The organism is Kitasatospora sp. NPDC101176 (genome assembly GCF_044768035.1).
GTDB lineage: Bacteria > Actinomycetota > Actinomycetes > Streptomycetales > Streptomycetaceae > Kitasatospora.
Map to the genome: position 1 here is coordinate 136034 of NZ_JBIWPA010000017.1, position 26996 is coordinate 163029.

Below are 26996 nucleotides of genomic sequence, written 5' to 3' on the forward strand. Positions count from 1 at the left end.
CGGTCGTCGGGGGTGGTGCGGCGGCCGGGCGGTGGTGTTTCCGCGGGGGCGGGGCGTGGTGCGCGCCGGGTGGCGTGCGGTGCCGGGGTGTGCGCCGTGGTCACTCGGGTGGGGGCTGGTGGGTGGGGGTGGTGGCTGGTGAGGGTGGTGGTATGGATGCGGAGGACGGCGGGCGGGCAGGGCAGTTGCGGCGGGCGGCGGCTGCGGCGCTGATCGGGACGGCGATCGAGTTCTACGACTTCTTCCTGTACGGAACGGCCGCGGCGCTCGTCTTCGGGCCGGTGTTCTTTCCCGGACTGGGCGGGGTGGGGGCGCTGTTGGCGGCGTTCTCGGTGTACGCGGTGGCCTTCCTGGCACGACCGCTGGGGGCGGTGGTGTTCGGGCACTTCGGGGACCGGGTGGGCCGGCGGGCGACGTTGGTGGTGTCCCTGCTGCTGATGGGGTTGTCGACGGCGCTGGTGGGCCTGTTGCCGGGTTTCGGGTCGTGGGGCTGGTGGGCGCCGGTGGCGCTGGTGCTGTTGCGGGTGTGCCAGGGCGTGGGGCTGGGCGGGGAGTGGGGCGGGGCGGCGCTGCTGATCGCGGAGAACGCGCCGGCGGGGCGGCGGGGGCGGTTCGGGGCGTTCCTGCAGTTGGGGCCGACGGCCGGGTTCGTGTTGGCGAACGGGGTGTTCCTGGCGCTCCAACTGGCCCTGGACGAGCGGGCGTTCCGAGCGTGGGGCTGGCGGCTGCCGTTCCTGGCGTCGCTGGGGCTGGTGGCGGTGGGGCTGTTCGTGCGGTTGCGGCTGGAGGAGACGCCGCTGTTCCGGGCGGACGAGCCGCGGGAGCGGGCGCCGGTGGTGGAGGTGGTGCGCGGTCACTGGCGCACGGTGGTGCTGGGTGCGGGGGCGATCACGGTGGGCTACGCGCTGTTCTACCTGACGACGACGTACGCCCTGGCGTACGCGGCGACCGGGTTGGGGGTGGCGAGCACGGTGGTGCTGTCGATGTTGCTGGTGGGCGCGGTGGGGATGGGCGCGACGGTGTGGGTGAGCGCCTCGCGCAGTGACGGGTGGGGCCGGCGGCGGACGCTGTGCTGGGCGACGGCCCTGGCGGCGGGGTGGTCGCTGCTGCTGTTCCCGCTGGTGGAGACGGTTCGCCGGCCGCTGATGTTCGTGGCGCTGGCGGGAGCGCTGGTGGTGCTGGGGTGTCTGATGGGGCCGGTCGCGGCGTTCCTGCCGGAGCTGTTCCCGACGCGGGTGCGGTACACGGGCGCGGCGCTGACGTACAACCTGGGCGGCGTGGTGGGCGGTGCGACGACGCCGCTGGTGGCGACGAGGCTGACCGAGGCGTACGGGACGGCGCAGCCGGTCGGCTGGTACCTGACGGGGCTGGCCGCGGTGGCGCTGGGGTGTCTGCGGCTGCTGCCGGAGACGGGTGGTGCGGAACTCGGGGCGGTGGACGGCGGACGCCGCCGGGTGCCCGTCCTGGGGACGGACCCGGCGGCGTAGGCCGTACGGCGGGGCGGTCGGCCGGTCGGCCGACCCCGAGAGAGGTCGCCCCCGAGGGAGGTCGCCCCCCGAGGGAGGTCGCCCCCCGAGGGAGGTCGCCCCCCGAGGGAGGTCGCCCCCCGAAAGAGGTCACCCCACGCGGAGATCACCCCGAGGCCGAGGTCACCCCGCGCGGAGGTCGTCGTCCCACGCGGCAGGTCAGGCGGCCAGGGCGGCGCGACCGGCGAGGACGACGGCGGTGTGCTTGGCGACGCGCTCACCGAGGTGCTCGGCGGTGGCGATGTCGGCCTTGTGCACGGCCTCCGGGCCGGCGTCGGAGGGGGTCGAGGCGGCGGCGCCGTTGAAGAAGCCGAGGCGGTTGAGGTCGTTCTCGCTGGCGGTGGTGGCGTTCCAGCCGGGCTTGAGGCCCAGGTTGACCCAGTTCATGCCGTGCTGGGCGGCGAGGGTCTGGAAGAAGAACAGGGTGCCGGCCTTGTCGCCGCTCTTGGAGGCCGAGTTGGTGAAGCCCGCGGAGACCTTGTCCCGCCAGGCGTCGGAGAACCAGCGCTTGCTGCTGGCCTCGGCGAAGACGTGGAACGCGCCGGAGGCGGTGCCCATGTAGGTGGGGGATCCGAAGACGATCGCGTCCGCGGCGTCGAGCTGGGCCCACTGCTCGTCGGTGATGGTGTCGACGGCGATCGTGACGACCTCGGCGCCGCCGGCGGCCGCGCCGCGGGCGACGGCTTCGGCGATGACGGCGGTGTGGCCGTAGCCGGAGTGGTAGGCGAGGGCGACGGTCGGGCGGATGGCGGTCATGCGGGCACTCCTGTGGGAAGGCGGAACGGGGGACGGAACGGGTGCGGGCGGGCCCGGCGCCGCGGGAGGGCGTGACCGGGTACGGGCCGGGGGCGGGTGTGCGCCCCGTGGCCCGGTCCGTCTTGCAGTCTCCAATATAGACCAAGTCTCCATTGGTTACCAAGGGTGGATTGGAGACCGCGGCGCTACCCTGGACCACATGACGACGGAGGAAGCGGTCCGGGCAGCGGCAGGCGCGGAGCAGGGCCAGGCGCGGGGCGACGGGCGAGGGCCGGAGGAGGAGCTGGCGCAGCCGCAGGGTCAGGAGCTCGACGTCTTCGCCCAGCTCTGTCCCAGCCGCGGGATGTTCGCGGAGCTGGCCGACAAGTGGTCGATGCTGATCCTGATGAGCCTCTCCGCCTGCGGACCGCAGCGCTTCTCGGAGCTCCAGCGCGGGATCGGCGGGGTCAGCCGCAAGATGCTCACCCAGTCGCTGCGCACCCTGGAGCGCAGTGGCCTGGTGCGCCGCACGGTCTTCCCGGAGACGCCGCCGCGGGTGGTCTACGACCTGCTGCCGCTCGGCCGCGAGCTCGCCGAGCTGCTGGCCCCGATCGGCCGGTGGACGGAGCGACGCACCGGGCGGATGCTCGAGGCCCGCGAGGAGTTCGACCTCGGGCACGCCGACTCCTGACCCCGCCGCCCGATCCCGGTCCGTCCCGCCGGCGGCGTCCGGCGTTCGGCGCTCGGCATTCGGCGTCCGGCGTCCGGTGCGCGCACCGAGGCCCGGCCGCGAGCGTCCGGGGAGGCCTCCACGCCCACCCGGAGCGGCGGTTCGCGGCGGTTCGTGGAGCGTCCGCGGGGCGGATGTCGTGGTCCCGGACGGCCGCGCAGGGCCGATTTCCCTTTCCGGTCGCCAGCCGTGTAATGTCTTCCTTGTTCGACCGGCCCGGTGAAAACCCGGCAAGCCCCTATAGCTCAGTCGGTAGAGCGTCTCCATGGTAAGGAGAAGGTCTGCGGTTCGATTCCGCATGGGGGCTCCACTGAAAGACCCTCGCCTGACGGCGGGGGTCTTTCGCGTTCCCCGGGCCCGCCGCGCCCGCGACGCGCCGTGGCCTAGCGGGTCGGGTACGGAATGCGCTGTGATGGTGCGTCATCGGCCGCCCGCCGGAGGGGTGCGGGCGCGAGCCGGTCCCTGACCGGGAGGGCGTCATGGGCGTTCGACTCGTGGTGGTCGACGACCACCGGCTGCTGGCCGAGGCGCTGGCGACGGCACTCTCGTTGCGCGGGCACCGGGTGCTCGCGGTCGGCTGCCCGGCCGGTGTCGCCGCCGATCTGGTGGCCGGGCGGCGGCCGGAGGTGTGCCTGCTGGGCGTGGCCTCGCCCGGCGAGCCGGGTGCCTTCGACGGGCTGCGGCGGATCCGCCGGGAGCGCCCGGAGGTGGCCGTGATCGTGCTCGGGCCGGTGGGTGAACTGCGCGGCGTGGCGGGCGCGTTCGCGGCCGGGGCGGCGGGCTACGTGCCCAGTGACGAGCGCATCGAGGTGGTCGAGCGGGCGATCGGCCGGGCCCGGGCGGGCGAGGCCGCGGTGGCCGTGGACGTGCTGCGCGGGGCCTTCGACCAACTGCTGCGGCCGGCCGCCGAACCTGACGACGAGGCGGTGCGGCTGCTGCGCCTGCTGACCCGCCGTGAGGTGCAGGTGCTGGCGCGGATCGCGGACGGCGAGGACACCGCGGCGATCGCCGCCGGGATGCGGATCGCCGCGAGCACCGCCCGGACGCACGTCCAGCGGGTGCTGATGAAGCTCGGTGCGCGGACCAGGCTGGAGGCGGCCGCGGTGGCGGCCCGCACCGGGCTGCTGGATCGGATGGCGGCGGGCTGAGCCGACGGCCGTCGCGGCCGGGCCCGGTCGCAGAGGGTCGAAGAGACGCCGGCTCCGGGGCGGTGCGGGGGCGGCGCAGGCGCGGCACCGGGGCCGCGTCGGCATCGGCGCGGGAGCGGCCGGCGCGCCGTCGGGAGCGGGCCGGCCCGCGTGGTCCGGAGCACCCCCGGCGGGCAGGGAGAATAGCCCCAGTCGTACGCACGTCATCGATGGCCGCCGCCGATCGCGCGGGGCCATCGCCCGCTGGAGGTCTCATCATGAGTAAGTACCTGGTCACGGGTGGCGCCGGATACGTCGGCAGCGTGGTGGCCGCCCACCTGCTGGAGGCGGGGCACCAGGTGACCGTCCTGGACGACCTCTCCACCGGTTTCCGCGAGGGCGTCCCGGCCGGTGCCGAGTTCGTCGAGGGTCGGATCCAGGACGCCGGCAAGGTGCTGGACGGCTCCTTCGACGGGGTGCTGCACTTCGCCGCCTCCTCGCAGGTGGGCGAGTCGGTCGTGGACCCGGAGAAGTACTGGCGCAACAACGTCGCCGGTTCGCTGGAGCTGGTCACCGCGATGCGCGAGGCGGGTGTGCGCAAGCTGGTGTTCTCCTCCACCGCCGCCGTCTACGGCGAGCCGGAGGTCGTGCCGATCGCAGAGACCGCCCGGACCTCGCCGACCAACACCTACGGCGCCACCAAGCTCGCCATGGACCACATGATCACCAGCGAGGCCGTCGCGCACGGCCTGGCCGCCGTCTCGCTGCGCTACTTCAACGTGGCCGGCGCGTACGGCGCCTACGGCGAGCGGCACGACCCCGAGTCGCACCTGATCCCGCTGGTCTTCCAGGCGGCGCTCGGCCAGCGCCCGCACATCGCGGTGTACGGCGACGACTACCCGACCCCGGACGGCACCTGCATCCGCGACTACATCCACGTCGCGGACCTGGCCGACGCGCACCTGCTCGCGCTGGACGCCGCCAAGCCGGGCGAGCACCTGATCTGCAACCTGGGCAACGGCAGCGGCTTCTCGGTGCGCGAGGTGATCGAGTCGGTCAAGCGCGTCACCGGCCGCGAGATCCCGGTGCAGGTGGCCGCCCGCCGGGCCGGCGACCCGGCGGTGCTGGTGGCCTCGGCCGCCCGCGCCCACGAGGCCCTGGGCTGGACGCCGCGGCGCCCGAACCTGGACGACATCGTCTCGGACGCCTGGACGTTCACCCTGGCGAAGAACGGCCAGTAGGCCGGAGCCCGGCCGCGCGGCGCCGTTCCCGGACGTTCCGGGGGCGGCGCCGCGGTGCGTCCGGGGACGTCGTGGCCTCCTGCGGCCGCGCCCCCGGCGTGTGCGGTGCGCTGCGCGCCGCGCACGCACCTCCTGACGAAACTTCACCGAACCGCCACGAGGGGGATTCCCGGCCCGTACGCTGAATGCGGTACCGGTGGGGGCCGGCGCCCTTTTCGGCTGCACCGGTCACCGGTGGGCGGGCGGAGCGAGGACCCGGAGCGCGGGCGCCGGACCGGTCCCCGCCCCCGGGCTCGGCCGGTCTGAGCAGGGGGTAGGGACGATGGGGCGGATCCGCGTCCTGGTGGTCGACGACCACCGGATCTTCGCCGAGGCACTGGCCGCGGCGCTCGCCGCCGAGCCCGACGTGGAGGTGGGGGCCGCCGGCAGTGCGGCGGCCGCCGAGCGGGCGCTGGAGCGCGCCGCCGCCGAGGGGCGGGCCTTCGAGGTGGTGCTGATCGACGCCGACCTGGGCAGCGACGGGGCGGCGTCCGGTGTCCGACGGCGCCCCGGACCGGACCCGGCCGAGGCGGCCCGGCGCCGGCCGGCCCCGGTCGTCCCGCCGTCGCGCCGCCCGGCCACGCCGCCGGTGGACCTGCTGCGCCCGGACGCCCGCGGCCGGGATCCGCGGGGAGCGGACCTGCGGGGAACGGACCTGCGCGGGGCGGAGGTGCGTGCGCTCGACGCCCACCGCGGGGACCAGCTCCGGTCCGCCGCCCCGCCGCCCGACGGCATCACCCTGCTGGCCCGGCTGCGCCGCGCGCACCCCGGCCTGCGCGCCGTGGTGCTCGCCGTCGCGGACGACCCGCACCGGGCCGCCCGGGCCCTGCACGCGGGCGCCACCGGCTGGGTGGCCAAGGAGAGTTCGCTGGCCCGGCTGCTCGCGGTGGTGCGCGGGGTGCTGCGGGACGAGACCCACCTGCCGCCCGCGCTGCTGACCGGGGTGATCCGGGAGCTGACCACCGCCCGGCGCGACCGCACCGAGAGCGAGCGGCTGGTCGACACCCTCACCCCGCGGGAGAAGCAGATCCTGCGCTGCATGGTCGCCGGTCTGGGCCGGCAGGCCGTCGCCGAGCGGCTCTACCTGTCGCCGCACACCGTCCGGACCCACATGCAGAACGTGCTGGGCAAGCTCGGGGTGCACTCCACGCTGGCCGCGGTGGCGGTGGCCCGCCGGGCGGGGGTGAGCCCCGCGGAGCCGGCTGCGCCCGCGCCGCCGTCGGTGGCGTCCTCGGTGGACCGGCCCTGAGGCCCGGGCGACGGGCGAACGGCGACGGGTGACGGACGACGGACGACGGGCGACCGGCGACGGGAATCAGCGCAGGGGGCGTGCGTCCAGCCCCGGGGGTCGGGCTAGCCCGGGATGTTGTCGAACGGTGCGACCAGCTGCCGCAGCAGGGCCGCGAGTTCGCCCTGCTGGCCGGAGGTGAGCTGGGCGAGGAGTTCGCGCTCGTGCGCGAGGAGTCCGGCGAGCGCCTGGTCGGCGCGGTCGCGGCCGTCGTCGGTGAGACGGACCAGGACGCCGCGCCGGTCGTCCGGGTCGGGCAGGCGCTTGACCAGGCCCTTGCCGGTGAGGCGGTCGATCCGGTTGGTCATGGTGCCGGAGGTGACCAGGGTCTGGGTGAGCAGTTGGCCGGGGGAGAGCTGGTAGGGGGACCCGGCGCGCCGCAGGGCGGTCAGGACGTCGAACTCCCAGGGCTCCAGCCCGTGCTCGGCGAACGCGGTGCGGCGGGCGCGGTCGAGGTGGCGGGCGAGCCGGCTGACCCGGCTGAGCACCTCCAGCGGCTCCACGTCGAGGTCGGGGCGCTCCCGGCGCCACGCTGCGACCAGCCTGTCGACCTCGTCCTCCATGACGATCAGTGTATCGGTGGATGTGTCGATGTGAAGTCTCTTGACATCGAGAAATGTGCCGACACACTGGCTCCGAGATATCTTGATGTCGAGATACCTGCGAGGTGAACCATGACCATCCCCGTCTGGGACCCGGCGCAGTACCTGCGCTTCGCCGACGAACGCACCCGCCCGCTGCGCGACCTGCTCGCCCGTGTCCCCGCCCTCCCGAACCATGACGACCCGGTCGTCCTGGACATCGGCTGCGGACCCGGCAACTCCACCGCCGTCCTGCGCGAACGCTGGCCGCACGCCCGGCTCACCGGCCTGGACAGCTCCGCCGAGATGCTGGCCGCCGCCCGCGCCGACGGTGAACCCACCGCCGACTACCTGCTCGCCGACGCCCGCCACTACGACCCGGCCCCGGCCGCACCCGACCTGATCGTCTCCAACGCCACCCTGCAGTGGATCGACGGACACCTCGGGCTGGTCGGCCGCTGGGCCGCCGCCCTGCGCCCCGGCGGCGCCGTCGCGCTGCAGGTCCCCGGCAACTTCGACGCCCCCAGTCACACGCTGCTCGCCGAGCTTCGCCGCAGCCCCCGCTGGCGGGACGCCCTCGGCGACGGGGCCGTCCGGGCCGGGGTCCACCCGCCCGGCCGGTACCTGGACGCGCTCGCCGCCGCCGACTGCCTCCCGGACGTCTGGGAGACCACCTACCTGACCCTGCTGCCCGGACCGGACCCCGTCCTCGACTGGGTCAAGGGCAGCGCCCTGCGCCCCGTGCTCTCCGTGCTCACCGACCCGGCCCGCCGGGCCGCCTTCCTGGCCGAGTACGGGGCGCTGCTGCGCGAGGCCTACCCGGCCGGACCGCACGGCACCGTCTTCCCGTTCCGGCGGATCTTCGCGGTCGGGGTGCGGCGCTGAGGGGGCGGCGCCGAGCACCGGGACGCTGGCGCCGACGGCCGGGCGGCGAAGGGCTCGGCCCTTGCGGCCCCGGTCCTTCCGGGCTCAGCCCTTGCGGTCGCCGACCAGCTTGGGGTGCCGCTCCAGCCCCTCCAGCCCGTGCCAGGCCAGGTTCACCAGGTGGGCCGCCACCTGCGCCTTGTCCGGCTTGCGGACCTCCAGCCACCACTGCCCGGTCAGCGCCACCATGCCGACCAGCATCTGCGAGTACATCGGGGCCAGCCGGGCGTCGAAGCCGCGGGACTTGAACTCGAGGCCGAGGATGTCCTCCACCTGGGTCGCGATGTCGCTGATCAGCGAGGCGAAGGTGCCGGTGGACTGGGCGACCGGGGAGTCCCGGACCAGGATCCGGAAGCCGTCCGTCGAGGTGTCGATGTAGTCCATCAGCGCGAAGGCGGCCTGTTCCAGCAGCTCGCGGGAGTGCCCGCCGGTCAGCGCCCCGGTCACCATGTCGAGCAGCAGCTGCATCTCGCGGTCGACCACCACCGCGTACAGCCCCTCCTTGCCGCCGAAGTGCTCGTAGACCACCGGCTTCGACACCCCGGCCCGCTCGGCGATCTCCTCCACCGAGGTGCCGTCGTAGCCGCGCTCCGCGAACACCGTCCGGCCGATCTCCAGCAGCTGTTCCCGGCGCTGCTTCCCGGTCATCCGGACGCGCGCGCCGCGGCGGCGCGGGGCGGGCGCGCCCCCCTGGGCGCCCTCGCCCGCCGGTGCAGCGGGCCGCGGACGGGCCGGCGCCGCGTCCGTCCGCGTGCTCTGGTGGCCGCCTGTGCTGTCTGCGCTGCTCCCGTTCACCCCTACATCATGCTGGAAGCGTGGCCTCATGCGGCGCGGCGGGCGGCGATCCGCTGCGCGTCCGGCCAGCGGACGTCGCGGACCCAGCCGGCCAGCTCGAACCACCGGATCAGCCGGGCCGAGGAGTCGATCTGCCCGCGCAGGACGCCGTGCCGGGCCGAGGTCGGGTCCGCGTGGTGCAGGTTGTGCCAGGACTCGCCGCAGGAGAGCACGGCCAGCCACCAGACGTTGCCCGAGCGGTCCCGGGAGCGGAACGGGCGCCGCCCGACGGCGTGGCAGATCGAGTTGATCGACCAGGTGACGTGGTGCAGCAGCGCCACCCGGACCAGCGACCCCCAGAAGAAGGCGGACAGCGCACCCGACCAGGAGAGCGTCACCAGGCCGCCGACCAGCGCGGGCAGCAGCAGCGAGATCGTGGTCCAGAGCCAGAACAGCCGGGAGATCCGCCTTATGGCCGGGTCGCCGACGAGGTCCGGGGCGTACTTGAGCTGCGGGGTCTGCTCCTCGTCGAACATCCAGCCCATGTGCGCCCACCAGAGGCCCTTGAGCAGGGCCGGGACGCTCTCGCCGTAGCGCCACGGCGAGTGCGGGTCGCCGTCCTTGTCGCTGTACCGGTGGTGCTTGCGGTGGTCGGCCACCCAGCGCACCAGCGGGCCCTCGACCGCCAGGCTGCCGGCGACGGCGAGGGCGAGCCGTACCGCGCGGTTGGCCTTGAAGGCGCCGTGGGTGAAGTAGCGGTGGTAACCCACGGTGATGCCGTGGCAGGTGAGGAAGTACATGGCGACGGTGATCGCCGCGTCGGTCCACCCCAGGCCCCGGCCCCAGGCCACCGGGACGGCGGCCAGCAGTGCGGCGAACGGCAGGGCGATGAACAGGCCGAGCGCCAGGCGCTCGGCGAAGCCCTGCTTCTCCCCGCCGCGGGTGGCGGACAGCCGGGTGGCGGAGGCTCCGGAGGTGTCGGCGGCGTCGGGCGAATCGGCGGAGTGGGGGGGAAGCGCGGCGGTCCCCGCGCGCGCCTCGCCGGCCTGGATGGTCATGGGCGTCCCTTTGCGGCGTCCCTGAACGGGAGAGGAGCGGATCCTACGTTCGCGTAACCTACGGCATCGTAGGTTGCGCGCCGCGACGAAGGGAACGCACCGCCGCACGGCGCTTGAGTGAATTCACCCGACTGGATGGATGAACCGTCACGCCCGGGGCGTTCGAGCGGCCCTGCCGTAGGGGCCGGATCCGGGCTTGCGGATCGGGGCAGTTGATACCCACGGCCGGGGCGACTCGGGTAGGGTCTGAACAGCCATCCGCCGTGGTGTAATGGCAGCACAGGGCCCTTTGGAGGCCTTTGTCTGGGTTCGAATCCTAGCGGCGGAGCCTCTGCACGCCTCTGGTTCGGGTGTTCCCCCCACCCGCCGGTATTGTCGGTGCTGCTCGGCGGACTGTGCGAATGGCGACCGGCCTGGGTCCGGGCCGGGCTGCTCTGCCCTCTCTGTGAACCGACTGAGGAGCCTCCCCGCATGGGTGCCAATTCGCTTGCCGCCGTTGTCGTGCTCGCCGCCGGTGGCGGGACCCGGATGAAGTCGAACAAGCTGCCCAAGGTGCTGCACGAGGTGTGCGGCCGCTCGTTGGTGGGTCACGCGGTCTCGGCGGCCGGAGAACTGACGCCCGGGCAGCTGGTCGTGGTCGTCGGGCACCAGCGGGAGCAGGTCGAGGAGCACCTGGCGGCGCACTACGGGGGCGTGCGCACCGCCGTGCAGCACGAGCAGAACGGCACCGGGCACGCGGTGCGGACGGCGCTGGAGGCGCTGGCCGCCGACGGCGTGGTGCTGGACGGCACCGTCATCATCACGGCCGGCGACTCGCCGCTGCTGACCGGGGAGACGCTGCGCCGGCTGGCGAAGGCGCACGGCGACCAGCAGAACGGCGTCACCGTGCTGACGGCCGTCGTGCCGGAGCCCTTCGGCTACGGGCGGATCCTGCGGGACGAGGACGGCTCGGTCGCCTCGATCGTCGAGGAGCGGGACGCCACCACCACCCAGCGGAGCATCGCCGAGATCAACTCCGGCGTCTTCGCCTTCGACGCCAAGCTGCTGGCCGAGGCGCTGGCGGAGCTGACCACGGACAACTCCCAGGGCGAGGAGTACCTCACCGACACCCTGGAGATCCTGCGCAAGGCCGGGCACCGGGTCGGTGCCGTGGTCGCGGAGGACCACCGCGACATCCTGGGCATCAACGACCGGGTCCAGCTCGCGCAGGCCCGCCGGCTGCTGAACGACCGCCTGCTGGAGCGCGCGATGCGCGCCGGCGTCACCGTGCTGGACCCGGCGACCACCTGGTTCGACGTGCAGGTGACCTACGAGCCGGACGCGGTGGTGCTGCCCAACACCCAGCTGCAGGGCGCCACCCACCTGGGCGAGGGCTGCGAGGTGGGCCCGAACTCCACCCTCCGGGACACCCTGGTCGGTGCCGGCGCCCGTGTGAGCAACACCACGGCCGACCGCGCCGAGGTGGGCGAGCTGGCCACCGCCGGCCCGTACGCCTACCTGCGGCCGGGGGCGAAGCTGGCCCGCAAGGCGAAGGTCGGCACCTACGTCGAGGTGAAGAACTCCGAGCTGGGCGAGGGCGCCAAGGTGCCGCACCTCTCCTACATCGGCGACGCCACCATCGGCGAGGGCACCAACGTCGGCGCGGCCTCGGTGACCGTGAACTACGACGGCGTGAACAAGCACCGCACGGTGATCGGCGCCCACTGCCGCACCGGCTCGGACAACATGTTCATCGCCCCGGTGACCATCGGCGACGGCGCGTACACCGCGGCCGGCTCCGTCATCATCAACGACGTCCCGGCGGGTGCGCTCGGCGTGAGCCGGGCGCAGCAGCGCAACGTCGAGGGCTGGGTCGAGCGCCGGCGCCCCGGGACGGCGTCCGCCCAGGCGGCGCACGCCGCGAACGGCGGGGACGCCGAGGCCGGGGCGGACGGGTCCGCGGAGGCCTGACCGGGCCGCCGGGAGTCCGAGGGGCGGTCCCGGGGCGGACGGTTTCTGCGTGGGCGCGTAACCTTGGGGACATACGTGCGCCACTGGGCTTACCGCCCGTGTCCAGGCGTACCGACAATTCCCCGACCCCATCTGTGAGCGGGCTGCGCCTGCCCGCACGGGGTCACGGGATTCAGCGTCCGCAACGCGAGGAGACGGTGCAGTGAGCGGGATCACGACGTCGGGTGAGAAGAAGCTCAAGCTCTTCTCCGGCCGTGCCCACCCGGAGCTGGCGAGGGAGGTGGCCGCGGCGCTGGAGACCGAACTGGTCCCGACCAAGGCCCTGGACTTCGCGAACGGCGAGATCTACGTCCGCTTCCTGGAGTCGGCGCGCGGCGCGGACTGCTTCGTGATGCAGAGCCACACGGCTCCCATCAACCAGTGGATCATGGAACAGCTGATCATGATCGATGCTCTGAAGCGGGCCTCCGCCCGGAGCATCACCGCGATCCTGCCGTTCTACGGGTACGCCCGCCAGGACAAGAAGCACCTGGGCCGCGAGCCGATCTCGGCGCGCCTGGTCGCCGACCTGCTGCGCCAGGCCGGCGCCGACCGCCTGATGGCCGTGGACCTGCACACCGCGCAGATCCAGGGCTTCTTCGACGGCCCGGTGGACCACCTGTTCGCGCTGCCGATGCTGGCGGACTACGTGGGCGAGCGGGTCGACCGCGACAAGCTCACCATCGTCTCGCCGGACGCCGGCCGGGTGAAGGTCGCCGACCAGTGGTGCGACCGGCTGGACGCGCCGCTGGCGATCATCCACAAGCGCCGCGACATGACCCAGGCCAACACCATCCTGTCGGCCGAGGTCGTCGGTGACGTCAAGGACCGGGTCTGCGTCCTGGTCGACGACATGATCGACACCGCCGGCACGATCTGCGCCGCGGCCGACGCGCTCTTCGAGAACGGCGCGGCCGACGTCCTGGTGGCGGCCACCCACGGCGTGCTCTCCGGCCCGGCCGCGGACCGGCTGAAGAACTCGCGGGTCAGCGAGTTCGTCTTCACCAACACGCTGCCCACCCCGGCGCAGCTGCAGCTGGACAAGATCACCACGCTCTCCATCGCCCCGTCGATCGCGGCCGCGATCCGCGAGGTGTTCGAGGAGGGCTCGGTCACCAGCCTCTTCGAGGGCGTGCACTGACCTTCGGGGGCGTGCACCGACGACGCCCCGCGGCGGCGGCCCCGGTCCGGATCGGACCGGGGCCGCCGCCGATTTCACGGGAGGCGGCAGGAGCGGTTAGACTCGTGAAACTGCTCGGCGAGGGATGCCGTGCGCCTGCTTGCCGGGTGCCCGCTCCGTGATCGACGCGCTGCCGGCCGGATCCCGATCCGTCGGCAGAGGCCGTAACCGCCGAGTGACCCCCGAACGTACTGAGGGTGTGGTCCCGGCGGTTTTTCGCGTTGCCTGCACCCCCGCGCCAGTCTTCACGAGGAGTGCAGTCGTGTCCGAGATCCGCCTTGCCGCTGAGACCCGTTCCGAGTTCGGCAAGGGTGCCGCCCGTCGCGCTCGCCGTGCCGGCTTCGTCCCCGGTGTCGTCTACGGCCACGGCCACGCCCCGGTTCACCTGAACCTGCCCGGCCACGACCTGATGATGGCCCTGAAGACCCCGAACGCCCTGCTGGTCGTCCCGATCGAGGGCAAGGACGAGTACGTCCTCCCCAAGGCCGTCCAGCGCGAGGCCATCAAGCGCACCATCGAGCACGTCGACCTGCTCCTCGTGAAGCGCGGCGAGAAGGTCACCGTCGAGATCCCCGTCCACACCGAGGGCGAGCTGGCCCCCGGCGGCAACCTGCTCGAGCACGTCCTGCAGGCCCTGCCGATCGAGGCCGAGGCCACCCACCTGCCCGAGTCGGTCACCGTCTCGGTCGCCGGCCTCGAGGCCGGCGCCTCGGTGCTCGCCAAGGACATCACCCTGCCGGCCGGCGTCACCCTGGCCGTCGACGCCGACGCCGTCGTGCTGCAGGTCATCGCCGCGCAGGCCGCCCCGGCCGAGGAGACCGCCGAGGCCGAGGGCGCCGAGGCCTGAGCCTCGCGCTGATCGCACGGACCGCTGCCCCGGTCGCTCCCGTCGGAGCGACCGGGGCAGCGGTGCGTCCGGGAAGATGACGTCGAGCGCGAGGACGAGGAGCGAGCAATGACGGACGGGTACGAGGGCCCCTGGCTCGTGGTGGGGCTGGGCAATCCGGGCGAGCAGTACGCCCGGAACCGGCACAACATCGGGTTCATGGTGGTCGACCTGCTGGCCGAGCGGATCGGTGCCAGGTTCAAGGCGCACAAGAGCCGGGCCCAGGTGGCCGAGGGGCGGCTGGCGGGCAAGCGGGTGGTGCTGGCCAAGCCGATGTCGTTCATGAACCTCTCCGGCGGGCCGGTGACGGCGCTGCGGGACTTCTACAAGGTGCCGGCCTCGGCACTGATCGCCGTCCACGACGAGCTGGACGTGGACTACGCGGCGCTGCGGCTCAAGCTGGGCGGCGGGGACAACGGCCACAACGGGCTGAAGTCGATCACCAAGTCGCTGGGGCCGGACTACCACCGGGTGCGCTGCGGGATCGGCCGGCCGCCCGGCCGGATGGACGTCGCGGACTTCGTGCTGAAGGACTTCTCCGCCACCGAGCGAAAGGAGCTCGAGTGGTTCGTGGACCGCTCGGCGGACGCGGTGGAGGCGCTGCTCTCCGAGGGGCTGGAGCGGGCCCAGGGCACCTACAACTCCTGAGCGGGGGTCGGGGATTCGTCGAGGTACGCAACAGTCGTACAACGCTTGACGGCCAAACCTGATTAGGTGTGAGAACCCTGTGCGGGATCGGATAGCGTCGGTGACCGGTACGCGAGCGAGTCCTGGGGAGTTCTCGATGCGGAGTTTGCGTCCGGTCCGCCGACTGCGGCGGATCCGGGTGGTCCGGCTGAAGCAGCTCGGACGAAGGGTCGGTACGGCCGGTGCGCTGGGGGCGGCCGGAGTGCTGCTGTCCGGTGGTGCGCAGCTGGCGCACGCCGACCCGGTGGCGGAACCGGACCCGGGCGTCACCCCGGAACCGGCGGCGGCCCAGTTCGCGCCGGTGCTCGGCGAGTCCATGGGCCCGGACGCCGGCCTGCTCGCGGTCGGCGGCGGCCTGGTGGTCGTGGCCGGCGGTGCGGCGCTGTGGCTGAAGCGCCGCCGCGCGGGCGAGCCCGCCGAGTAGCGACGGACCGAGCAGCGACGGACCGAGCAGCGACGAACGAACGGCTTCGGGCCGGTGTCCACACCCGTGGGCGCCGGCCCTTCGTCGTCCGGTGATCCGTCCGGTGATCCGTCCGGTCACCGGTCCGGTGGCCCGTCCTGTCATCCGTTTTCGGGGCCGGGGGCGTCCTGGGGGTATGAAGCGCGAATCGATGCGCCCGGGGGGCACCGGATCCGACCACTTCGACGAGTTCGTCTCGGCGCGGTACCAGGCTCTGCTGCGCGGGGCCTACCTGATCACCGGGGACGTCCACGACGCCCGGGACCTGCTGCACGACGCGCTGGCCCGGGTCTACCCGAAACGGTCGACGATCCGGGACCCGGGGGCGGCCGAGGGGTACGTCCGGACGGCGATGGTCCGCACCCACGTGTCGCGCTGGCGGCGGACCCGGCGGGAGGTGCTCACGCCCGTGCTGCCGGACGCCCCGGACACGCCGGCGGCCGAGCGGGACGAACGCCTCGCGGCGGCGCTGCGGGCGCTGCCGCCGCGTCAGCGGGCCGTGGTGGTGCTGCGCTACTACGTCGACCTGCCGGTGGCGCAGGTCGCCCAGGAGCTGGGGTGCTCGGTGGCCACGGCGAAGACGCACCTGGCGCGGGCGATGAGAGCGCTTCGCGAGGAGCTGGCACCGGCGAGGGAGATGGTGGGGCATGGCGGCTGAGCGGCAGGACGGGTTCGAGGAGGAGCTGGTCGTCCGGCTCGGGGCACGGGCCGGGGCGGTGGGCGGGATCCCGCCGCTGGCCGGGCTGCGGGAGGCCGGGCGGCGGCGGGCACGGCGGCTGACCGCGCTGCGCGGGGCGGCGGCCGTGGTGGCAGTGGTGCTGGGGGTCGGGGCGCTCAGCCAGCTGGGCGGCGGCGCCGGGGCGGCACACCCCGTGGGCGGGCCGTCGAGCGGGCCCCCGTCGGGCGCGGCGACCGGCGCGGCGGACGGGGGGGACTGGGCGGCGGCGGGCCCGATCTACGGGTGCACGGCCGGTCCGACCTCGCTGCGGACGCCGGGCTGGACGCCGCCGCGGCCGCCCGCGGGGCAGGGCTCACCGGGGTCGTCGGCGTCCTCGGGCGGGCCCTCGGGCCTCCCGCCGGGCCTGCCGTCCACGGGTGCGCCCTCGTCCGGGGTGCCGTCCACGGGGATGCCGTCCACGTCCGGGGTGCCGTTCACGGGCCTGCCGTCCACGGGTGCGCCCTCGTCCGGGGTGCCGTTCACCGGGGCGCCGTCCTCGGGGATGCCGTTCACCGGGATGCCCACCGGCCGGACCTGGACCTTCGGCACGGTCACCTCCGAGCCCTCGGGGCACGCGTCGCCGGCCTTCCGGCCGGTGGGCGGCTTCCCGATCGACCCGGACCTCTTCCAGGCGGCCCGGGCGGTCGCGGAGCTGGCCGTCGGCCCGTACCGGGACCAGTACTTCGGCGCCTGCAGCGACCAGGCCACCCACACGCTCTACGTGATGCGCAAGCCCGGGAGCGACTTCGACCGGGCGGTGCGGGCCCGGGTGGACGCGACGAAGGTGCGGCTGGAGTTCCGGGACGCCGTCGGCACCAGGGCGGAGCTGTCCGCGCTGGCGCAGCGCATCACCGAGGAGGGCACCGGCTACTGGAAGGACCGAGGGGTGGAGATCGTCTCGACCCAGGTCTGCAACGACGGTGCCGGCGTGCGGGTGGACGTCGCGCGGCCGGAGAGTGCCCGGGCCGACATCCTCGCCCGGTACGGCTCGCGGGTGGCCGAGGTCGTCCTGACGGGCTGACGGGCGGTTCGGAACGACGGAGGGGCCGCCGGCACGGTGCCGGCGGCCCCTGCGTCGTGCCCGTCGTCAGCCGGTGTTGCGCAGGCCGGCGGCGATGCCGTTGACGGTGAGCAGCAGCGCGCGGGCGCGCAGCGGGTCCTCGGTGCGGCCGGCCGCGACCTCCTCGCGCTGGCGGCGCAGCAGCGCGACCTGGAGGTAGGAGATCGGGTCGAGGTAGGCGTCGCGGACGGTGAAGGTCTGCTTGAGCACCGGGTTGTGCTCCAGCAGCTCGCCCTCGCCGGTGAGCCGGAGCACCTCGCGCAGGGTGAGCTCGTGCTCGGCGACGATCTGGTCGAAGACGTGGTGCAGCTCGGCGGGCACCAGCTGCTCGACGTAGTGGCGGGCGATCCGCAGGTCGGTCTTGGCCAGCGTCATGGCGACGTTGGACAGGAAGTTGCGGAAGAAGTGCCACTGGCCGTACATCTCGTCGAGCACGTCGCCGAGGCCGGCCGCGCGGGCCGCGGCGAGGCCGGAGCCGACGCCGAACCAGCCGGGGACGATCTGGCGGGACTGCGTCCAGCCGAAGACCCACGGGATGGCCCGCAGGCCGTCGAGGCCGGCGCCGGAGTCGGGGCGGCGGGACGGGCGGGAGCCCAGGTGCAGCGAGGCCAGCTGGTCGACCGGGGTGGCCGCGAAGAAGTACTTCGGCAGGTCGTCCTGCTCGACCAGGGTGCGGTAGGCGGTGTGGGCGGCCTCGGATACCTGGTCCATCGCGGCGTCCCAGCGGGCCAGTTCCTCCGGGGCCTGGCGCGGGGCGGTGTGCAGCGCGGAGGCGGAGAGGGTGGCGGAGATGGTCAGCTCCAGGTTCTCCCGGGCGAGGGAGGGGAGCAGGTACTTGTCGGAGATGACCTCGCCCTGCTCGGTGACCTTGATCTCGCCCTCCAGGGTGCCCCAGGGCTGGGCCAGGATGGCCTCGTGCGAGGGGCCGCCGCCGCGGCCGACGGTGCCGCCGCGGCCGTGGAAGAGGCGCAGCCGGATGCCGTAGCGGTGGGCGACGTCGCGCAGCCGGCGCTGGGCGCGGTGGATCTCCCACTGGGAGGTGGTGATGCCGCCGAACTTGGAGGAGTCGGAGTAGCCGAGCATGACCTCCTGGACGTCGCCGCGCAGCGAGACGAGCAGCCGGTAGGAGGGGTCCGACAGCATCTCGTCGAGGATGAGGTCGGCCTTCTGGAGCTCCTCGGTGGTCTCCAGCAGCGGCACGATGCCGATCTTGGCGATGCCGGCGTGCAGGTCGACCAGGCCGGCCTCGCGGGCCAGCACGGTGGCGGCGAAGACGTCGTCGGCGCCCTGGCACATCGAGATGATGTAGCTCTCGACGATCTCGTCGCCGAAGCGCTCGAAGCCCTCGCGGATGGTGTTGAAGACGCCGAGGGTCTTGGTGCCGGCGGCGTCCAGCGGGGCCGGGGTGGGGGCGAGCGGACGGCGCGAGCGGAGCTCCTTGGCGAGCAGCTTCTGCCGGTACTCGCGCGGCATGTCCGCGTAGCGCCAGGCCTCCTCGCCGAGGCGGTCGAAGAGCTGGCCGAGGGCGTGGTGGTGGGCCTCGGCGTGCTCGCGGACGTCCATGGTGGCGAGCTGCAGGCCGAAGGCCTCGATGGTGCGGATCGCGCGGGCGAGCCGGCCGTCGGCGATGAGTTCGCCGCGGTGGGCGCGCAGGGAGTCCTGGATGAGCCGCAGGTCGGTGATGAGTTCGCGGGTGCCGAGGTAGTCGCGGCCCTGGACGTGCGGGGTGCCCTGGGCGAGGCGCTCGCGGGTGTTCTCCAGCTTGAGCCGGACGCAGGTGGCCTTCAGCCGGTAGGGCTCCTCGGCGTTCATGCGCTTGTAGCGGGGGCTGAGTTCGGGGAGCCGGTGCAGGTCGTCGTTGAGCGAGGCGAGCAGTTCGACGGAGGCGCCGGCCAGCCGCTCGGAGGTGGAGAGGGTGCCGCGCAGGTCGTCGACGGCGGCCAGGGCGTCCATGATGCCGTACTCGTGCTGGAGGTTGAGGACGTCCCAGGTGACCTGCGGGGTGACGTTGGGGTTGCCGTCGCGGTCGCCGCCGATCCAGGTGCCGAAGGTGAGCGGGCGTACGCCGTCGGGCAGGGTCAGGCCGACCCGGCCGAGCTCCTCGTGCAGCTCCTCCAGGACCTCCGGGACGGCGTCGCGGTAGAGCTCGTCCAGGTAGTAGACGGCGTTGCGGGCCTCGTCGGTGGGCTCGGGGCGGGCGATGCGGAGCTCGTCGGTCTGCCAGAGCAGGTCGATGACCTCGGCGAGCCGGCGGTCGGCCTGGCGGCGGGCGCTGGTGGTGCGGGCGCGGTCGGCGTGGGAGAGGCCGGCGGCGATCTCCTCGCGGTGGATGCGGTCGAGGAGTTCGCCGATGCGGCGCAGCTTGTTGAGGACGCTGCGGCGGGCGGCCTCGGTGGGGTGCGCGGTGAAGACCGGGCGGACCGCGAGGTGGGCGAGGGTGTCCTCGAGGTGCTTGGGGTCCGCGTCGGCGAGCTGGTCGGCGGTCTGGGCGAGCAGGGAGCCTTCCCGGGCGCGGCGGGTGGCGAACTCGCGGCCGCGGTGCACCTGCTCGGTGACGTTGGCGAGGTGGAAGTACGTGGAGAACGCGCGGACCAGCTTGGCCGCGGTGTCCAGGTCGATGTCGGAGAGCAGTTCGGCGGTGGCCTCGCCGTCGGTGCGGCTGAGCAGGCGGACCTGTTCGACCAGGCCCAGCAGCTGGGGGCCCTCCTGGCGGACCAGCGTCTCGCCGAGCAGGTCGCCGAGGCGGCGGATGTCCGCACGCAGGGCCGAGTTGTCGGCGACTGGGCCGGCGGCGCCGACGGTGGGGCTGTCCGCCGGAGTGGGGACCGGAGCGGTCACGGCTGGCTCCCTGAGGTGGTGGGGTTCGGCAACGGCTCATCGTCAGGAGTCCCGTCCGCGTGGGGCGGGTGTGACGCGTGCGGACCGCGCTGTCCGACGCGACCAGCATAGGTGTCGGGGCGGTCGCTGTCCGCGAGGTGGCCGGATGGCGGACAGTCTCGCCGAAATCGACCTGTGGTCTGGACCACTGAAGGGCTCGGTCGGGTGTCGGGGAGAATCCCGGTGGGGAGGGGACGGGGTTGCCGCTTAGGCTGTCGGCCATGAGCAAGTCGCCTGGGGAGCGCGTGCCGGTCCGGTCGTTCTGGTGGTGGAAGCGGCCGCGCAGCGCCCTCCTGGACATCGGGCTGGCGGTGCTCGCGGCGCTGGAGTGCGCGCTGAGCACGATCGCCTTCCTCTCCGCCCGGGTGCACCTGAGCTCCACGGCCGTGGCCGGCCTCGCACTGCTCGGCGCGCTGGCGGGCGGATCGCTGGTGCTGCGCCGCCGCTGGCCGGCCGTCCCGGTGCTGGTGACCCTGGTGGCGATGCCCGGGATGCTCGGCGTGCTGCTGCTGGTGGTGTCGCTGTACACCCTGGCGGAGACCTGGGAGTGGCCCTCGCGCCGCTGGCGGGTGGTGTCGCTGTCCGCGCTGGCCTTCGCCGAGGCCGTCGCCGTGATGATGGTCTCGATGCTCACACCCGGCGATGCCGTGGTGGAGGAGCCGCCGCTCTGGGGGCAGGTGCTGATAGCCGTCCTGGTCGCCGTCGGCCTGACCGTCCCGCCGGTGGTGACCGGCCTGTACGTGGGCGCGCGGCGGCGGCTGATCGACTCGCTGAAGGACCGCGCGCACGGCCTCGAGGCCGAGCTGGACCTGCTGGCCGAGCAGGCCCAGGAGCGCGCCCGCCGGGCCCGGCTGGAGGAGCGCACCCGGATCGCCCGGGAGATGCACGACGTGGTGGCGCACCGGGTGTCCCTGATGGTGGTGCACGCGGGGGCGCTGGAGCGGATCGCGGCCAAGGACCCGCAGAAGGCGGCGCAGAGCGCCAAGCTGATGGGCGAGGTCGGCCGGCAGGCGCTGAACGAGCTCCGGGAGATCCTCGGCGTGCTGCGGATGGACGACGAGCGGCCGCCGGAGCCGGACTCGCTGGCCGGGCTGCCGCGGCTGGTCGACCAGTCGCGGGCGGCCGGCATGGCGGTGACGTTGACCGTCAGCGGCAGTCGCCAGGAGTTCACCGGCGAGGCCGAGCAGACGGCCTACCGGGTCGTCCAGGAGGGCCTGACCAACGCGCACAAGCACGCCGGCGGCGCCCAGGTGTCGGTGCTCCTCGCCTACGCGCCGAACGGGGTGCGGGTCAGCGTGGTGAACGCCTGCCCGGGCGGTGCCGGGGGCGGGGCGGAGCTGCCCAGCGGCGGCAACGGTCTGGTCGGGATGCGGGAGCGGGTGATCGCGCTGGGCGGCACCTTCTCGTCCGGTCCGGAGGCGGACGGCGGGTTCCGGGTGGAGGCGGTCCTGCCGTCCCGGCTGGCCGTCCGGGCCGAGCCGCTGCGCTGACGGGGGCTCGGACCGCCTCTCCCCGGCGGACGTTGCGCGGAAGGTGCGCCGGACGCGGCCCGGACGGCCGCTAGACCTCGTCGGCGGTGCGCAGTCGTTCCGGGGCGGTGCCGAGCACGAGCGCGGTGATCGCCTGGTCGATGCCGTGGCCGAGGAACCACTCGCCGGTGTGGTCCAGGCTGTAGACCCGGCCCTCCTCGTCGACGGCCAGCAGCGCCTGTCCGTGGGCCTCCTCGCCGAGCGGGGCCAGTTGGGCCCCCAGGGCGCGGCCGAGGTCGAGCAGGGTCCGCGGCTGGTGCAGCCCGCGCAGCGGGTCGATCAGGAACGGGGTGCGGGCCAGCTGGCGGCCCGGGCCGGACAGGTCGAAGGCGAGGCCGCCGAACTCGGCCCAGGCCTCCACCGCCGCCGGGAACACCGCGTGCCGCGGGCCGGCCGGCCCGCCGTGCCCGACCAGGGCGTCGGCCCACTCCTCGGCCTGCTGGATCTGCCAGCGGCCGGGGTGCCAGCCGGCCGCCTTGAGCTCGGCGGCGACGTCGGCGGGGAAGCGCGGGCGGGTCCGCCCGGCGGTTCCCGCGGCGAGGGTGGCCGGCGGGGGCGGGGGCGGGCTGGGCGGGTTCAGGGCGGACTCCTGGGGTCGGGGACAGGGGCGTGCGGGGGCGCGGTCAGGGCGCGGGCGGCCCGACGGCGACGCTCTGCACGGTGAAGTGCTCCAGCATCGGCGTGCAGGAGCGGCACGGCGGGGCGTGCGTGCCGTGCGCCGGATCCCCCTCCTCGCGGATGCGGACGGTCGTCATCCGGGAGCCCTTGAGCGCCTTGCGGGCGTCCTGAAGGCTCATCGGCTTGCGGGCGGCGCGCTTGGAGCGCCGGCCGTCGACCGCGGTCAGGTACTGGGAGAGCAGGACGGCCTCCGGGCAGCGCCCGGTGAACCGCTCGCGCGCCTCGACCGGCAGGGTGTCCAGGAAACCGCCGACCAGGTGGTGCAGTACCGGCCGCCGGTCGGCCTTGTCGCCCGCCAGGGTGTGCACCTCGCCGCCCTTGAGCGAGAGCGCGGCGGCGACGGCGGGCAGCAGGCTGTCGCGGTGGTGGCGCAGCACGGGCGGGCCCGCGGGCTCACCGGTGGTCATGCGTCGTCCTCCTCCTCGTTCCCGCTGGCGTCAGGACCGGTGGGGGCCGGTCCGGGGCAAGCCTGTCAAATGACACCGACATCCGTACAACCGGGGTGCGGGGTCGTCGAACGGGCGTACGGGACGGGCCGGGTGGTCACCCGATCATCGCCGGACCGCGGCCAGATCCGCACGGGACCGTCACGACTTGTCCGCTGATTTCCCGAAACCGCCGTCCGGCCCCGGCGGCGGCCGGTACCGTTCCGGCAGCGGGCCCGGGGGCGCTCGGGCCGGCCCTGCGCCCGGCCGCGTCCGGGGCCGGATCCGCTGCGCGGAAAGGCCGTTGGGGCCGCCCGGGCGGGCCGTCACCCGATCCGCGTCGGCGCGCGGCAGTGCGTGCGAGCGCCCCCGAACAGGATGCCGGGGCGCCGCCGGGCGCGCTCGCGCCGCCGCCCGTGTACCCCGCGGGCCGTCCACCCAGCCGCCCGTGCACCCCGCGGGCCGTGCACCCCGCGGGCCGGTTCGCTCCGTCAGAGCGCTGCCGGAGCTGTCCGGGGCGCGTCGGTCGGTGGAGGGCGCGCCCCGGCCCCCGTGCGCCCGGCCCGCCCCGCCCGGGGAGCCCGGAGGCCCCGGCCTCGCCCGCCAGCGGGGGGTTTGACGGCGGGCCCTAGGCTGGTGCCCAGCAAGCGCACCGAGAATTTGCAGCAGCCAGTGGGGGCTCCCAGATGACGACAGGTCGGCCCGGCGTCACCGCCGCACCGAACGCGGCGTACGCAGGTCAGGTGGTGCAGTTCCCGGACCCGGTCCGGGCCGAGCGGCACCCCGCCGGGGTCAGGGTGGACGAGCACGGCTACCCGGACTTCGGCCCGTACGCGGCCGCCGCGGCCGAGGTCGCCGATCCGCCGGACGGCTTCGGCGTGGACGAGCTGCGGCTGACGGACTACGTGTCGGCGAACGCCGCGCTGTTCACCCAGGGCCACCCGCTCTGGGCCGACCTGGACACCGCCGTCGCCACCCCGCCCGGTTGGACCTGGCACCACGCGGTCGGCCGGGCCACCCCCGGCTGGCGGCGGATGGAGCTCGTCCCGGTCGAGGTCAAGGCGCTGCTGCGGCACCACGGCGGACTGAGCACCTCAGGCGCCGACCACACCCGGCGCGGCACCCGCCCGCTGCAGGAGCGCCGCCCGGTGCACTTCTCGCTGGCCAAGGACGGCGGCGACCCGATCGGCGTCCCCGAGGACCTGGTGCAGAACGCCGAGGAGCGGCTCGGCTACCGGCTGCCCGGCGCCTACCGGACGTTCCTCAAGCTGGCCGGCGGCCACGGCCCGGTCGGCGTCGCGCTGGACACCGAGCTCGGCATGCTGCTCGACCAGCCGTTCCTCACGCTCACCGAGGAGTACGGCACCGAGGACGTCGTGTACGCCAACAAGTGCCTGCGCGACCACCTCACCAAGGACTACCTGGGCATCGCCTACGCGCAGGGCGGCCTGATCGCGCTCAAGGTCCGCGGGGACCGGATCGGCTCGGTCTGGTTCCACCTGTACGACGACGCCCGCGACACCGGCGCCGCGGAGAGCCCGGAGGACCGCTGCGCCCGGCTGCTGCTGCCCTGCGGCGAGGACTTCGACGCCTTCCTGCTGCGGCTGGCCGGCAGCCCGCCGGAGCTGGAGACGGTCGCGGAGCTGATGGTGGACGGCGGGTTCGCCCGGGCCGTCCCGGTGGGCTGACGTGGTCGCGGTGGTGGAACGAGCGGGGACGACGAGGATGGGGACAGGGGTGAACCGGGCGTGGTGACGTACGCGCAGGCGCAGGAGCTCGCCGAGGAGTGGATCAACGGCGGGGTGCCGCGGGCGCAGCAGCGCGAGGTGCGGGTCCGCGAGTTCGACCTGGGCTTCGTCTGCTGGGCGGTGCCGCCCGCGGGGGCGGACGGTCCGTCGGGTGCGGCGGACGGCACGTCCGGCTCGTCCGGTGAGGCGCGGCTGGTGATCGCCCGGGACTCCGGCGCCAGCACGCTCTGGCCGGCGCTGCCCGTCAACGAGGTGGTCCGGCAGTACGAGGAGCTCTACGGGCGGCCGGTCGCGGCCAACCCGGCGGGCGCGGCCAAGCCCGCGCCCGGACCGGTCGAGGCGACGTCCTTCCTGCTCAGCCCGCCGCAGTGGCTGCAGGAGGCGGGGGCCGCGGCGATCGCGGCCGAGGCGGAACGGCTGGGGGCGGCCGGTGCCCCGGCACCTGCCGCCGCGCCGGTGCCCGTACCCGAACCCGCCGTCGTGCCTGCACCCGCACCCGCGCCGGTGCCCGCCCCGGCCACGCCCGCCGGCCCGCCGGCCCAGCCGCCGGCGCCGGCCGTGCTGACCGCGCCGCCGGTCTCCGATCGGCCCGCCGGGGACGCGCCGACCATGCTCGCTCCGCCGCCCGGCCACGACGAGCCCGCCGCCCCGCCGCAGGCCCCCGCGGCCGCCCCGGCGCCCGGCGCCCAGGTGCCGCCGCCCGGTGCCGAGGCGGCCACCGTCCTGATGCCCGAGGGGCTGCGGACCACCGGATCGGACCGGCCGGAGGCCCCCGTGCCGAACGGCGCCGAGGCCGCGACCATGCTGATGCCGCCGGAGGGCGGCTACGGCGTGCCGCCCGTCCCGGCGCCCACGCCCGCCGCGCCGCAGCCGCAGCCGCAGCCGCAGCCGCCGGCGCCCGCGCCCGCCGCCGAGCCGGCTCCGACGCTGCTCGCGTCGCCGGACGCCATGGCGGGCCTGCTGGGCCTGCCCGGTGCCCCGGCCGCCCCGGCCGCGCCCGTGGAGCAGGCGGCGACCATGCTCGCCACGCCCGGCGGCGTGCCCGGCGCCCCGGCCGCGCCCGCCGCACCGGTGGAGCACGCGGCGACCATGCTCGCCACGCCCGGTTCGCTGCCCGGACTCGCCGGTCTGCCCGGTGCCCCGGCCCCCGGCACCCCGGCCGGCGGGACGCCCGCGCCCCCGGCGGGCGGGGTGCCGCAGGGCGGCCGCGGCCCCGGCTCGGCCCCGCCGCCGCCCCCGCCGGCCGCGCTGCGCGGCGGTGCTCCCGGCCAGGGCGGCTCGCACGGCGTCTCGCTCGGCCGCAACCCGGGCTCGGCCCCGCCGCCGCCCCCGCCCGCCGGGCTGCGGCAGACCCCGGGCGCCGGCGCGCCGGCCGCCGCCCCCGGCGGCCGTGGAGCCGCCTCGGCCCCGCCGCCCCCGCCCCCGGCGGGCCTGCGCGGTGCGGAGGCCCCGCCGGCCGCCCCGGCCCCGCAGGGCACCCCCGCGGGCGGCGTGGCGTACGAGGCGACCCAGCTGGCCGGTGCGATCGACCCGGCCCTGCTGGCCGCCGCCCCGGCCGACCCGGGGACCCCGCCGTCCGGCGGTCCCGCCGTCCCGCCGCCGCCCGGCGGCCCGGCGGCCCCCGCCGCGCCCGCGGCCGGCTACGGCTACCCGAACCCGGCCGGGGCCGTCCCGCCGGCGGCGCCGGTGCCCGGCCCGTCCGCGGCCGCCGTGCCGCCCGGGGTTCCGACGGTCGGCCCCGGCTACTTCGCCGCGCTCAGCTACCGGGGCCCGGACGGCTCCGAGCAGAAGCTGCTGCACCGCAGCGAGCCCGGCACGCCGCACCCGGAGTGGAAGATCCTGCAGGACCTGCGGCGGCTGAACGTGCCGCCGGAGCAGGTGCTGGAGCTGTACACCGAGCTGGAGTCCTGCGACCTGCCGGGCGGCTACTGCAACCGCATGATCGCCGCGTCCTGGCCGAACGTGCGGCTCACCCACACCGCCGCGTACGGCCGTGACCACGCCTCCCGGCAGGCCGGCATGGCCGAGCTGCTGGACCACCTGGACGAGCTGCACCAGCTGGCGTCCGGCGCCCAGCGGGTCCGCCCGTCGCGGGTGCCGCTGCCCGCGCCCGGGACGGTCCAGCCGCTGCCGCCGCTCCCGCCGCAGCAGCTCGCCCAGGAACTCGGGACGGCCTTCGGCCAGAACGTGTTCCGCTACGAGCAGCGCGCCGTCTCCCGCCAGGGCGTGCCCGAGCCGGTGTCGCAGTCCCTGATGTGGGCCGGTCTGCCGCGTGACTTCGGGCCGTTCTTCTGGGCCCAGGCGCAGGAGGGCCGGCCGATCCCGACGCTCGCCGAGCTGGCCGCCGAACGCGGCCTGCCCGCGGCCCCGGACTTCGGCGGCTACCTGGTGCTCGGCAACGACTACGGCCGCCAGCTCTGCGTCCAGTACGGCACCGCGCACGTGGTCGCCGTGGACGTCGACGGAACCGGGCAGCCGCCCCGGTTCGTCAACAGTGGTGTACCGGAGTTCGTCCGCTCGATGGCCCTGCTGGGCCGGATGTGGCGGCTGCGGTACGGGCTGACGCCGGACCAGGCAGGTCGTTGGACGACCGACTTCCAGGCCCAGCTCGCCGCGATCGACCCGGCGGCCCTGCAGACCGCGGACACCTGGTGGGCCGTGCTGCTGGAGCAGTTCTGGGACGGCCTGCTGTAGCGGGTCGTCGCCGATCCTCGCAGGTGGGGAGGGGTCGTT

The 26996-nt window shown here is 74.9% G+C and carries 24 protein-coding genes and 2 tRNA genes; 18 read left to right on the forward strand and 8 right to left on the reverse strand.

Going from position 1 to position 26996, the window contains the following annotated elements:
- Positions 1 to 152 precede the first annotated feature (152 nt).
- Positions 153 to 1487 (forward strand): MFS transporter, encoded by a 1335-nt coding sequence (locus tag ACIRS1_RS23065; RefSeq protein WP_402842826.1) that lies wholly within the window; start codon positions 153 to 155, stop codon positions 1485 to 1487.
- Positions 1488 to 1685: 198 nt separating this feature from the next.
- On the opposite strand, the gene ACIRS1_RS23070 is transcribed toward ACIRS1_RS23065, so the two are convergent.
- The gene (locus ACIRS1_RS23070) at positions 1686 to 2282 is read right to left on the reverse strand and encodes a flavodoxin family protein (protein ID WP_360222346.1); all 597 of its coding nucleotides are present in this window, start codon (positions 2280 to 2282) and stop codon (positions 1686 to 1688) included.
- A 199-nt stretch (positions 2283 to 2481) separates the two neighbouring features.
- Between ACIRS1_RS23070 and ACIRS1_RS23075 the strand changes: the two genes are divergently transcribed.
- The 5 genes from ACIRS1_RS23075 to ACIRS1_RS23095 all read left to right on the forward strand — a co-directional run bounded on the left by ACIRS1_RS23075 (position 2482) and on the right by ACIRS1_RS23095 (position 6647).
- Positions 2482 to 2952 carry a winged helix-turn-helix transcriptional regulator gene (locus tag ACIRS1_RS23075; protein WP_402842829.1) on the forward strand — a complete coding sequence of 157 codons (471 nt, stop codon included), beginning with the start codon at positions 2482 to 2484 and terminating at the stop codon, positions 2950 to 2952.
- Between the two features lie 273 nt (positions 2953 to 3225).
- Positions 3226 to 3301, forward strand: a tRNA-Thr gene (locus tag ACIRS1_RS23080).
- Positions 3302 to 3470: 169 nt separating this feature from the next.
- Entirely contained in the window at positions 3471 to 4139 is a 669-nt protein-coding gene (locus ACIRS1_RS23085) for a response regulator transcription factor (RefSeq protein WP_360222351.1), read from the forward strand.
- Positions 4140 to 4396: 257 nt separating this feature from the next.
- On the forward strand, positions 4397 to 5359 hold the full coding sequence (gene galE, locus ACIRS1_RS23090) for a UDP-glucose 4-epimerase GalE (protein ID WP_360222354.1): 963 nt from the start codon (positions 4397 to 4399) through the stop codon (positions 5357 to 5359).
- A gap of 322 nt (positions 5360 to 5681) precedes the next feature.
- Complete coding sequence (locus tag ACIRS1_RS23095; protein WP_402842832.1) at positions 5682 to 6647, forward strand: LuxR C-terminal-related transcriptional regulator; 966 nt, start codon at positions 5682 to 5684, stop codon at positions 6645 to 6647.
- Between the two features lie 104 nt (positions 6648 to 6751).
- Here the strand turns inward: ACIRS1_RS23095 and ACIRS1_RS23100 are convergent, their stop codons facing one another.
- Positions 6752 to 7249, reverse strand: coding sequence for a MarR family transcriptional regulator (locus tag ACIRS1_RS23100; protein WP_360222360.1), 498 nt, complete (start codon positions 7247 to 7249; stop codon positions 6752 to 6754).
- Positions 7250 to 7360: 111 nt separating this feature from the next.
- Between ACIRS1_RS23100 and ACIRS1_RS23105 the strand changes: the two genes are divergently transcribed.
- On the forward strand, positions 7361 to 8152 hold the full coding sequence (locus ACIRS1_RS23105) for a methyltransferase domain-containing protein (protein WP_402842836.1): 792 nt from the start codon (positions 7361 to 7363) through the stop codon (positions 8150 to 8152).
- Between the two features lie 84 nt (positions 8153 to 8236).
- Here ACIRS1_RS23105 and ACIRS1_RS23110 read toward each other — a convergent pair whose 3' ends face one another.
- Both ACIRS1_RS23110 and ACIRS1_RS23115 read right to left on the reverse strand, forming a co-directional pair.
- A complete protein-coding gene (locus tag ACIRS1_RS23110; protein ID WP_280678407.1) occupies positions 8237 to 8839 on the reverse strand; it encodes a TetR/AcrR family transcriptional regulator in 603 nt (200 codons plus the stop codon).
- Positions 8840 to 9012: 173 nt separating this feature from the next.
- On the reverse strand, positions 9013 to 10023 hold the full coding sequence (locus ACIRS1_RS23115; RefSeq protein WP_402842839.1) for an acyl-CoA desaturase: 1011 nt from the start codon (positions 10021 to 10023) through the stop codon (positions 9013 to 9015).
- A gap of 257 nt (positions 10024 to 10280) precedes the next feature.
- Between ACIRS1_RS23115 and ACIRS1_RS23120 the strand changes: the two genes are divergently transcribed.
- From ACIRS1_RS23120 to ACIRS1_RS23150, 7 genes are all read left to right on the forward strand, one after another.
- A tRNA-Gln gene (locus tag ACIRS1_RS23120) sits at positions 10281 to 10351 on the forward strand.
- 143 nt (positions 10352 to 10494) lie between these two features.
- The gene (gene glmU, locus ACIRS1_RS23125) at positions 10495 to 11973 is read left to right on the forward strand and encodes a bifunctional UDP-N-acetylglucosamine diphosphorylase/glucosamine-1-phosphate N-acetyltransferase GlmU (RefSeq protein ID WP_360222369.1); all 1479 of its coding nucleotides are present in this window, start codon (positions 10495 to 10497) and stop codon (positions 11971 to 11973) included.
- 202 nt (positions 11974 to 12175) lie between these two features.
- A complete protein-coding gene (locus tag ACIRS1_RS23130) occupies positions 12176 to 13153 on the forward strand; it encodes a ribose-phosphate diphosphokinase (RefSeq protein ID WP_360222372.1) in 978 nt (325 codons plus the stop codon).
- A 301-nt stretch (positions 13154 to 13454) separates the two neighbouring features.
- On the forward strand, positions 13455 to 14039 hold the full coding sequence (locus ACIRS1_RS23135; RefSeq protein ID WP_360222375.1) for a 50S ribosomal protein L25/general stress protein Ctc: 585 nt from the start codon (positions 13455 to 13457) through the stop codon (positions 14037 to 14039).
- Between the two features lie 108 nt (positions 14040 to 14147).
- A complete protein-coding gene (gene pth, locus ACIRS1_RS23140) occupies positions 14148 to 14726 on the forward strand; it encodes an aminoacyl-tRNA hydrolase (protein WP_360222378.1) in 579 nt (192 codons plus the stop codon).
- Between the two features lie 136 nt (positions 14727 to 14862).
- Positions 14863 to 15189, forward strand: a complete 327-nt coding sequence (locus ACIRS1_RS23145) for a hypothetical protein (protein ID WP_360222381.1) — start codon at positions 14863 to 14865, stop codon at positions 15187 to 15189.
- A 175-nt stretch (positions 15190 to 15364) separates the two neighbouring features.
- Entirely contained in the window at positions 15365 to 15886 is a 522-nt protein-coding gene (locus ACIRS1_RS23150; protein WP_360222384.1) for a SigE family RNA polymerase sigma factor, read from the forward strand.
- A 297-nt stretch (positions 15887 to 16183) separates the two neighbouring features.
- Here ACIRS1_RS23150 and ACIRS1_RS23155 read toward each other — a convergent pair whose 3' ends face one another.
- On the reverse strand, positions 16184 to 16495 hold the full coding sequence (locus ACIRS1_RS23155) for a hypothetical protein (protein ID WP_402842844.1): 312 nt from the start codon (positions 16493 to 16495) through the stop codon (positions 16184 to 16186).
- On the opposite strand from ACIRS1_RS23155, the gene ACIRS1_RS23160 reads away from it, so the two are divergent.
- Complete coding sequence (locus ACIRS1_RS23160; protein WP_402842847.1) at positions 16464 to 16967, forward strand: hypothetical protein; 504 nt, start codon at positions 16464 to 16466, stop codon at positions 16965 to 16967. The genes ACIRS1_RS23155 and ACIRS1_RS23160 overlap by 32 nt on opposite strands.
- Before the next feature lie 66 nt (positions 16968 to 17033).
- On the opposite strand, the gene ppc is transcribed toward ACIRS1_RS23160, so the two are convergent.
- The gene (gene ppc, locus ACIRS1_RS23165; protein ID WP_402842850.1) at positions 17034 to 19844 is read right to left on the reverse strand and encodes a phosphoenolpyruvate carboxylase; all 2811 of its coding nucleotides are present in this window, start codon (positions 19842 to 19844) and stop codon (positions 17034 to 17036) included.
- Between the two features lie 260 nt (positions 19845 to 20104).
- Here ppc and ACIRS1_RS23170 point away from each other — a divergent pair, with 260 nt between their 5' ends.
- Positions 20105 to 21373, forward strand: coding sequence for a sensor histidine kinase (locus ACIRS1_RS23170; RefSeq protein ID WP_402842852.1), 1269 nt, complete (start codon positions 20105 to 20107; stop codon positions 21371 to 21373).
- Positions 21374 to 21443: 70 nt separating this feature from the next.
- Here the strand turns inward: ACIRS1_RS23170 and ACIRS1_RS23175 are convergent, their stop codons facing one another.
- Complete coding sequence (locus ACIRS1_RS23175; RefSeq protein WP_387901056.1) at positions 21444 to 21992, reverse strand: SUKH-3 domain-containing protein; 549 nt, start codon at positions 21990 to 21992, stop codon at positions 21444 to 21446.
- Positions 21993 to 22035: 43 nt separating this feature from the next.
- Positions 22036 to 22497 carry a YwqJ-related putative deaminase gene (locus tag ACIRS1_RS23180; RefSeq protein WP_360221388.1) on the reverse strand — a complete coding sequence of 154 codons (462 nt, stop codon included), beginning with the start codon at positions 22495 to 22497 and terminating at the stop codon, positions 22036 to 22038.
- Between the two features lie 704 nt (positions 22498 to 23201).
- Here ACIRS1_RS23180 and ACIRS1_RS23185 point away from each other — a divergent pair.
- Both ACIRS1_RS23185 and ACIRS1_RS23190 read left to right on the forward strand, forming a co-directional pair.
- The gene (locus ACIRS1_RS23185) at positions 23202 to 24203 is read left to right on the forward strand and encodes an SMI1/KNR4 family protein (RefSeq protein ID WP_396316851.1); all 1002 of its coding nucleotides are present in this window, start codon (positions 23202 to 23204) and stop codon (positions 24201 to 24203) included.
- Between the two features lie 60 nt (positions 24204 to 24263).
- Positions 24264 to 26957 (forward strand): SUKH-4 family immunity protein, encoded by a 2694-nt coding sequence (locus tag ACIRS1_RS23190; RefSeq protein ID WP_402842857.1) that lies wholly within the window; start codon positions 24264 to 24266, stop codon positions 26955 to 26957.
- The last annotated feature ends 39 nt before the right edge of the window (positions 26958 to 26996 follow it).

What these genes read in the sequence shown, in the direction of transcription:
- ACIRS1_RS23145 (WP_360222381.1), top strand. Translation starts at nt 14,863, where the DNA reads ATGCGGAGTTTGCGTCCGGTCCGCCGACTGCGGCGGATCCGGGTGGTC.
- ACIRS1_RS23170 (WP_402842852.1), top strand. Translation starts at nt 20,105, where the DNA reads ATGAGCAAGTCGCCTGGGGAGCGCGTGCCGGTCCGGTCGTTCTGGTGG.
- ACIRS1_RS23180 (WP_360221388.1), bottom strand. Translation starts at nt 22,497, where the DNA reads ATGACCACCGGTGAGCCCGCGGGCCCGCCCGTGCTGCGCCACCACCGC.
- ACIRS1_RS23110 (WP_280678407.1), bottom strand. Translation starts at nt 8,839, where the DNA reads ATGACCGGGAAGCAGCGCCGGGAACAGCTGCTGGAGATCGGCCGGACG.
- ACIRS1_RS23095 (WP_402842832.1), top strand. Translation starts at nt 5,682, where the DNA reads ATGGGGCGGATCCGCGTCCTGGTGGTCGACGACCACCGGATCTTCGCC.
- pth (WP_360222378.1), top strand. Translation starts at nt 14,148, where the DNA reads ATGACGGACGGGTACGAGGGCCCCTGGCTCGTGGTGGGGCTGGGCAAT.
- ACIRS1_RS23065 (WP_402842826.1), top strand. Translation starts at nt 153, where the DNA reads ATGGATGCGGAGGACGGCGGGCGGGCAGGGCAGTTGCGGCGGGCGGCG.
- ACIRS1_RS23070 (WP_360222346.1), bottom strand. Translation starts at nt 2,282, where the DNA reads ATGACCGCCATCCGCCCGACCGTCGCCCTCGCCTACCACTCCGGCTAC.
- ACIRS1_RS23115 (WP_402842839.1), bottom strand. Translation starts at nt 10,023, where the DNA reads ATGACCATCCAGGCCGGCGAGGCGCGCGCGGGGACCGCCGCGCTTCCC.
- ACIRS1_RS23160 (WP_402842847.1), top strand. Translation starts at nt 16,464, where the DNA reads ATGCCCACCGGCCGGACCTGGACCTTCGGCACGGTCACCTCCGAGCCC.
- ACIRS1_RS23185 (WP_396316851.1), top strand. Translation starts at nt 23,202, where the DNA reads ATGACGACAGGTCGGCCCGGCGTCACCGCCGCACCGAACGCGGCGTAC.
- glmU (WP_360222369.1), top strand. Translation starts at nt 10,495, where the DNA reads ATGGGTGCCAATTCGCTTGCCGCCGTTGTCGTGCTCGCCGCCGGTGGC.
- ACIRS1_RS23075 (WP_402842829.1), top strand. Translation starts at nt 2,482, where the DNA reads ATGACGACGGAGGAAGCGGTCCGGGCAGCGGCAGGCGCGGAGCAGGGC.
- ACIRS1_RS23085 (WP_360222351.1), top strand. Translation starts at nt 3,471, where the DNA reads ATGGGCGTTCGACTCGTGGTGGTCGACGACCACCGGCTGCTGGCCGAG.
- ACIRS1_RS23100 (WP_360222360.1), bottom strand. Translation starts at nt 7,249, where the DNA reads ATGGAGGACGAGGTCGACAGGCTGGTCGCAGCGTGGCGCCGGGAGCGC.
- galE (WP_360222354.1), top strand. Translation starts at nt 4,397, where the DNA reads ATGAGTAAGTACCTGGTCACGGGTGGCGCCGGATACGTCGGCAGCGTG.
- ACIRS1_RS23105 (WP_402842836.1), top strand. Translation starts at nt 7,361, where the DNA reads ATGACCATCCCCGTCTGGGACCCGGCGCAGTACCTGCGCTTCGCCGAC.
- ACIRS1_RS23150 (WP_360222384.1), top strand. Translation starts at nt 15,365, where the DNA reads ATGAAGCGCGAATCGATGCGCCCGGGGGGCACCGGATCCGACCACTTC.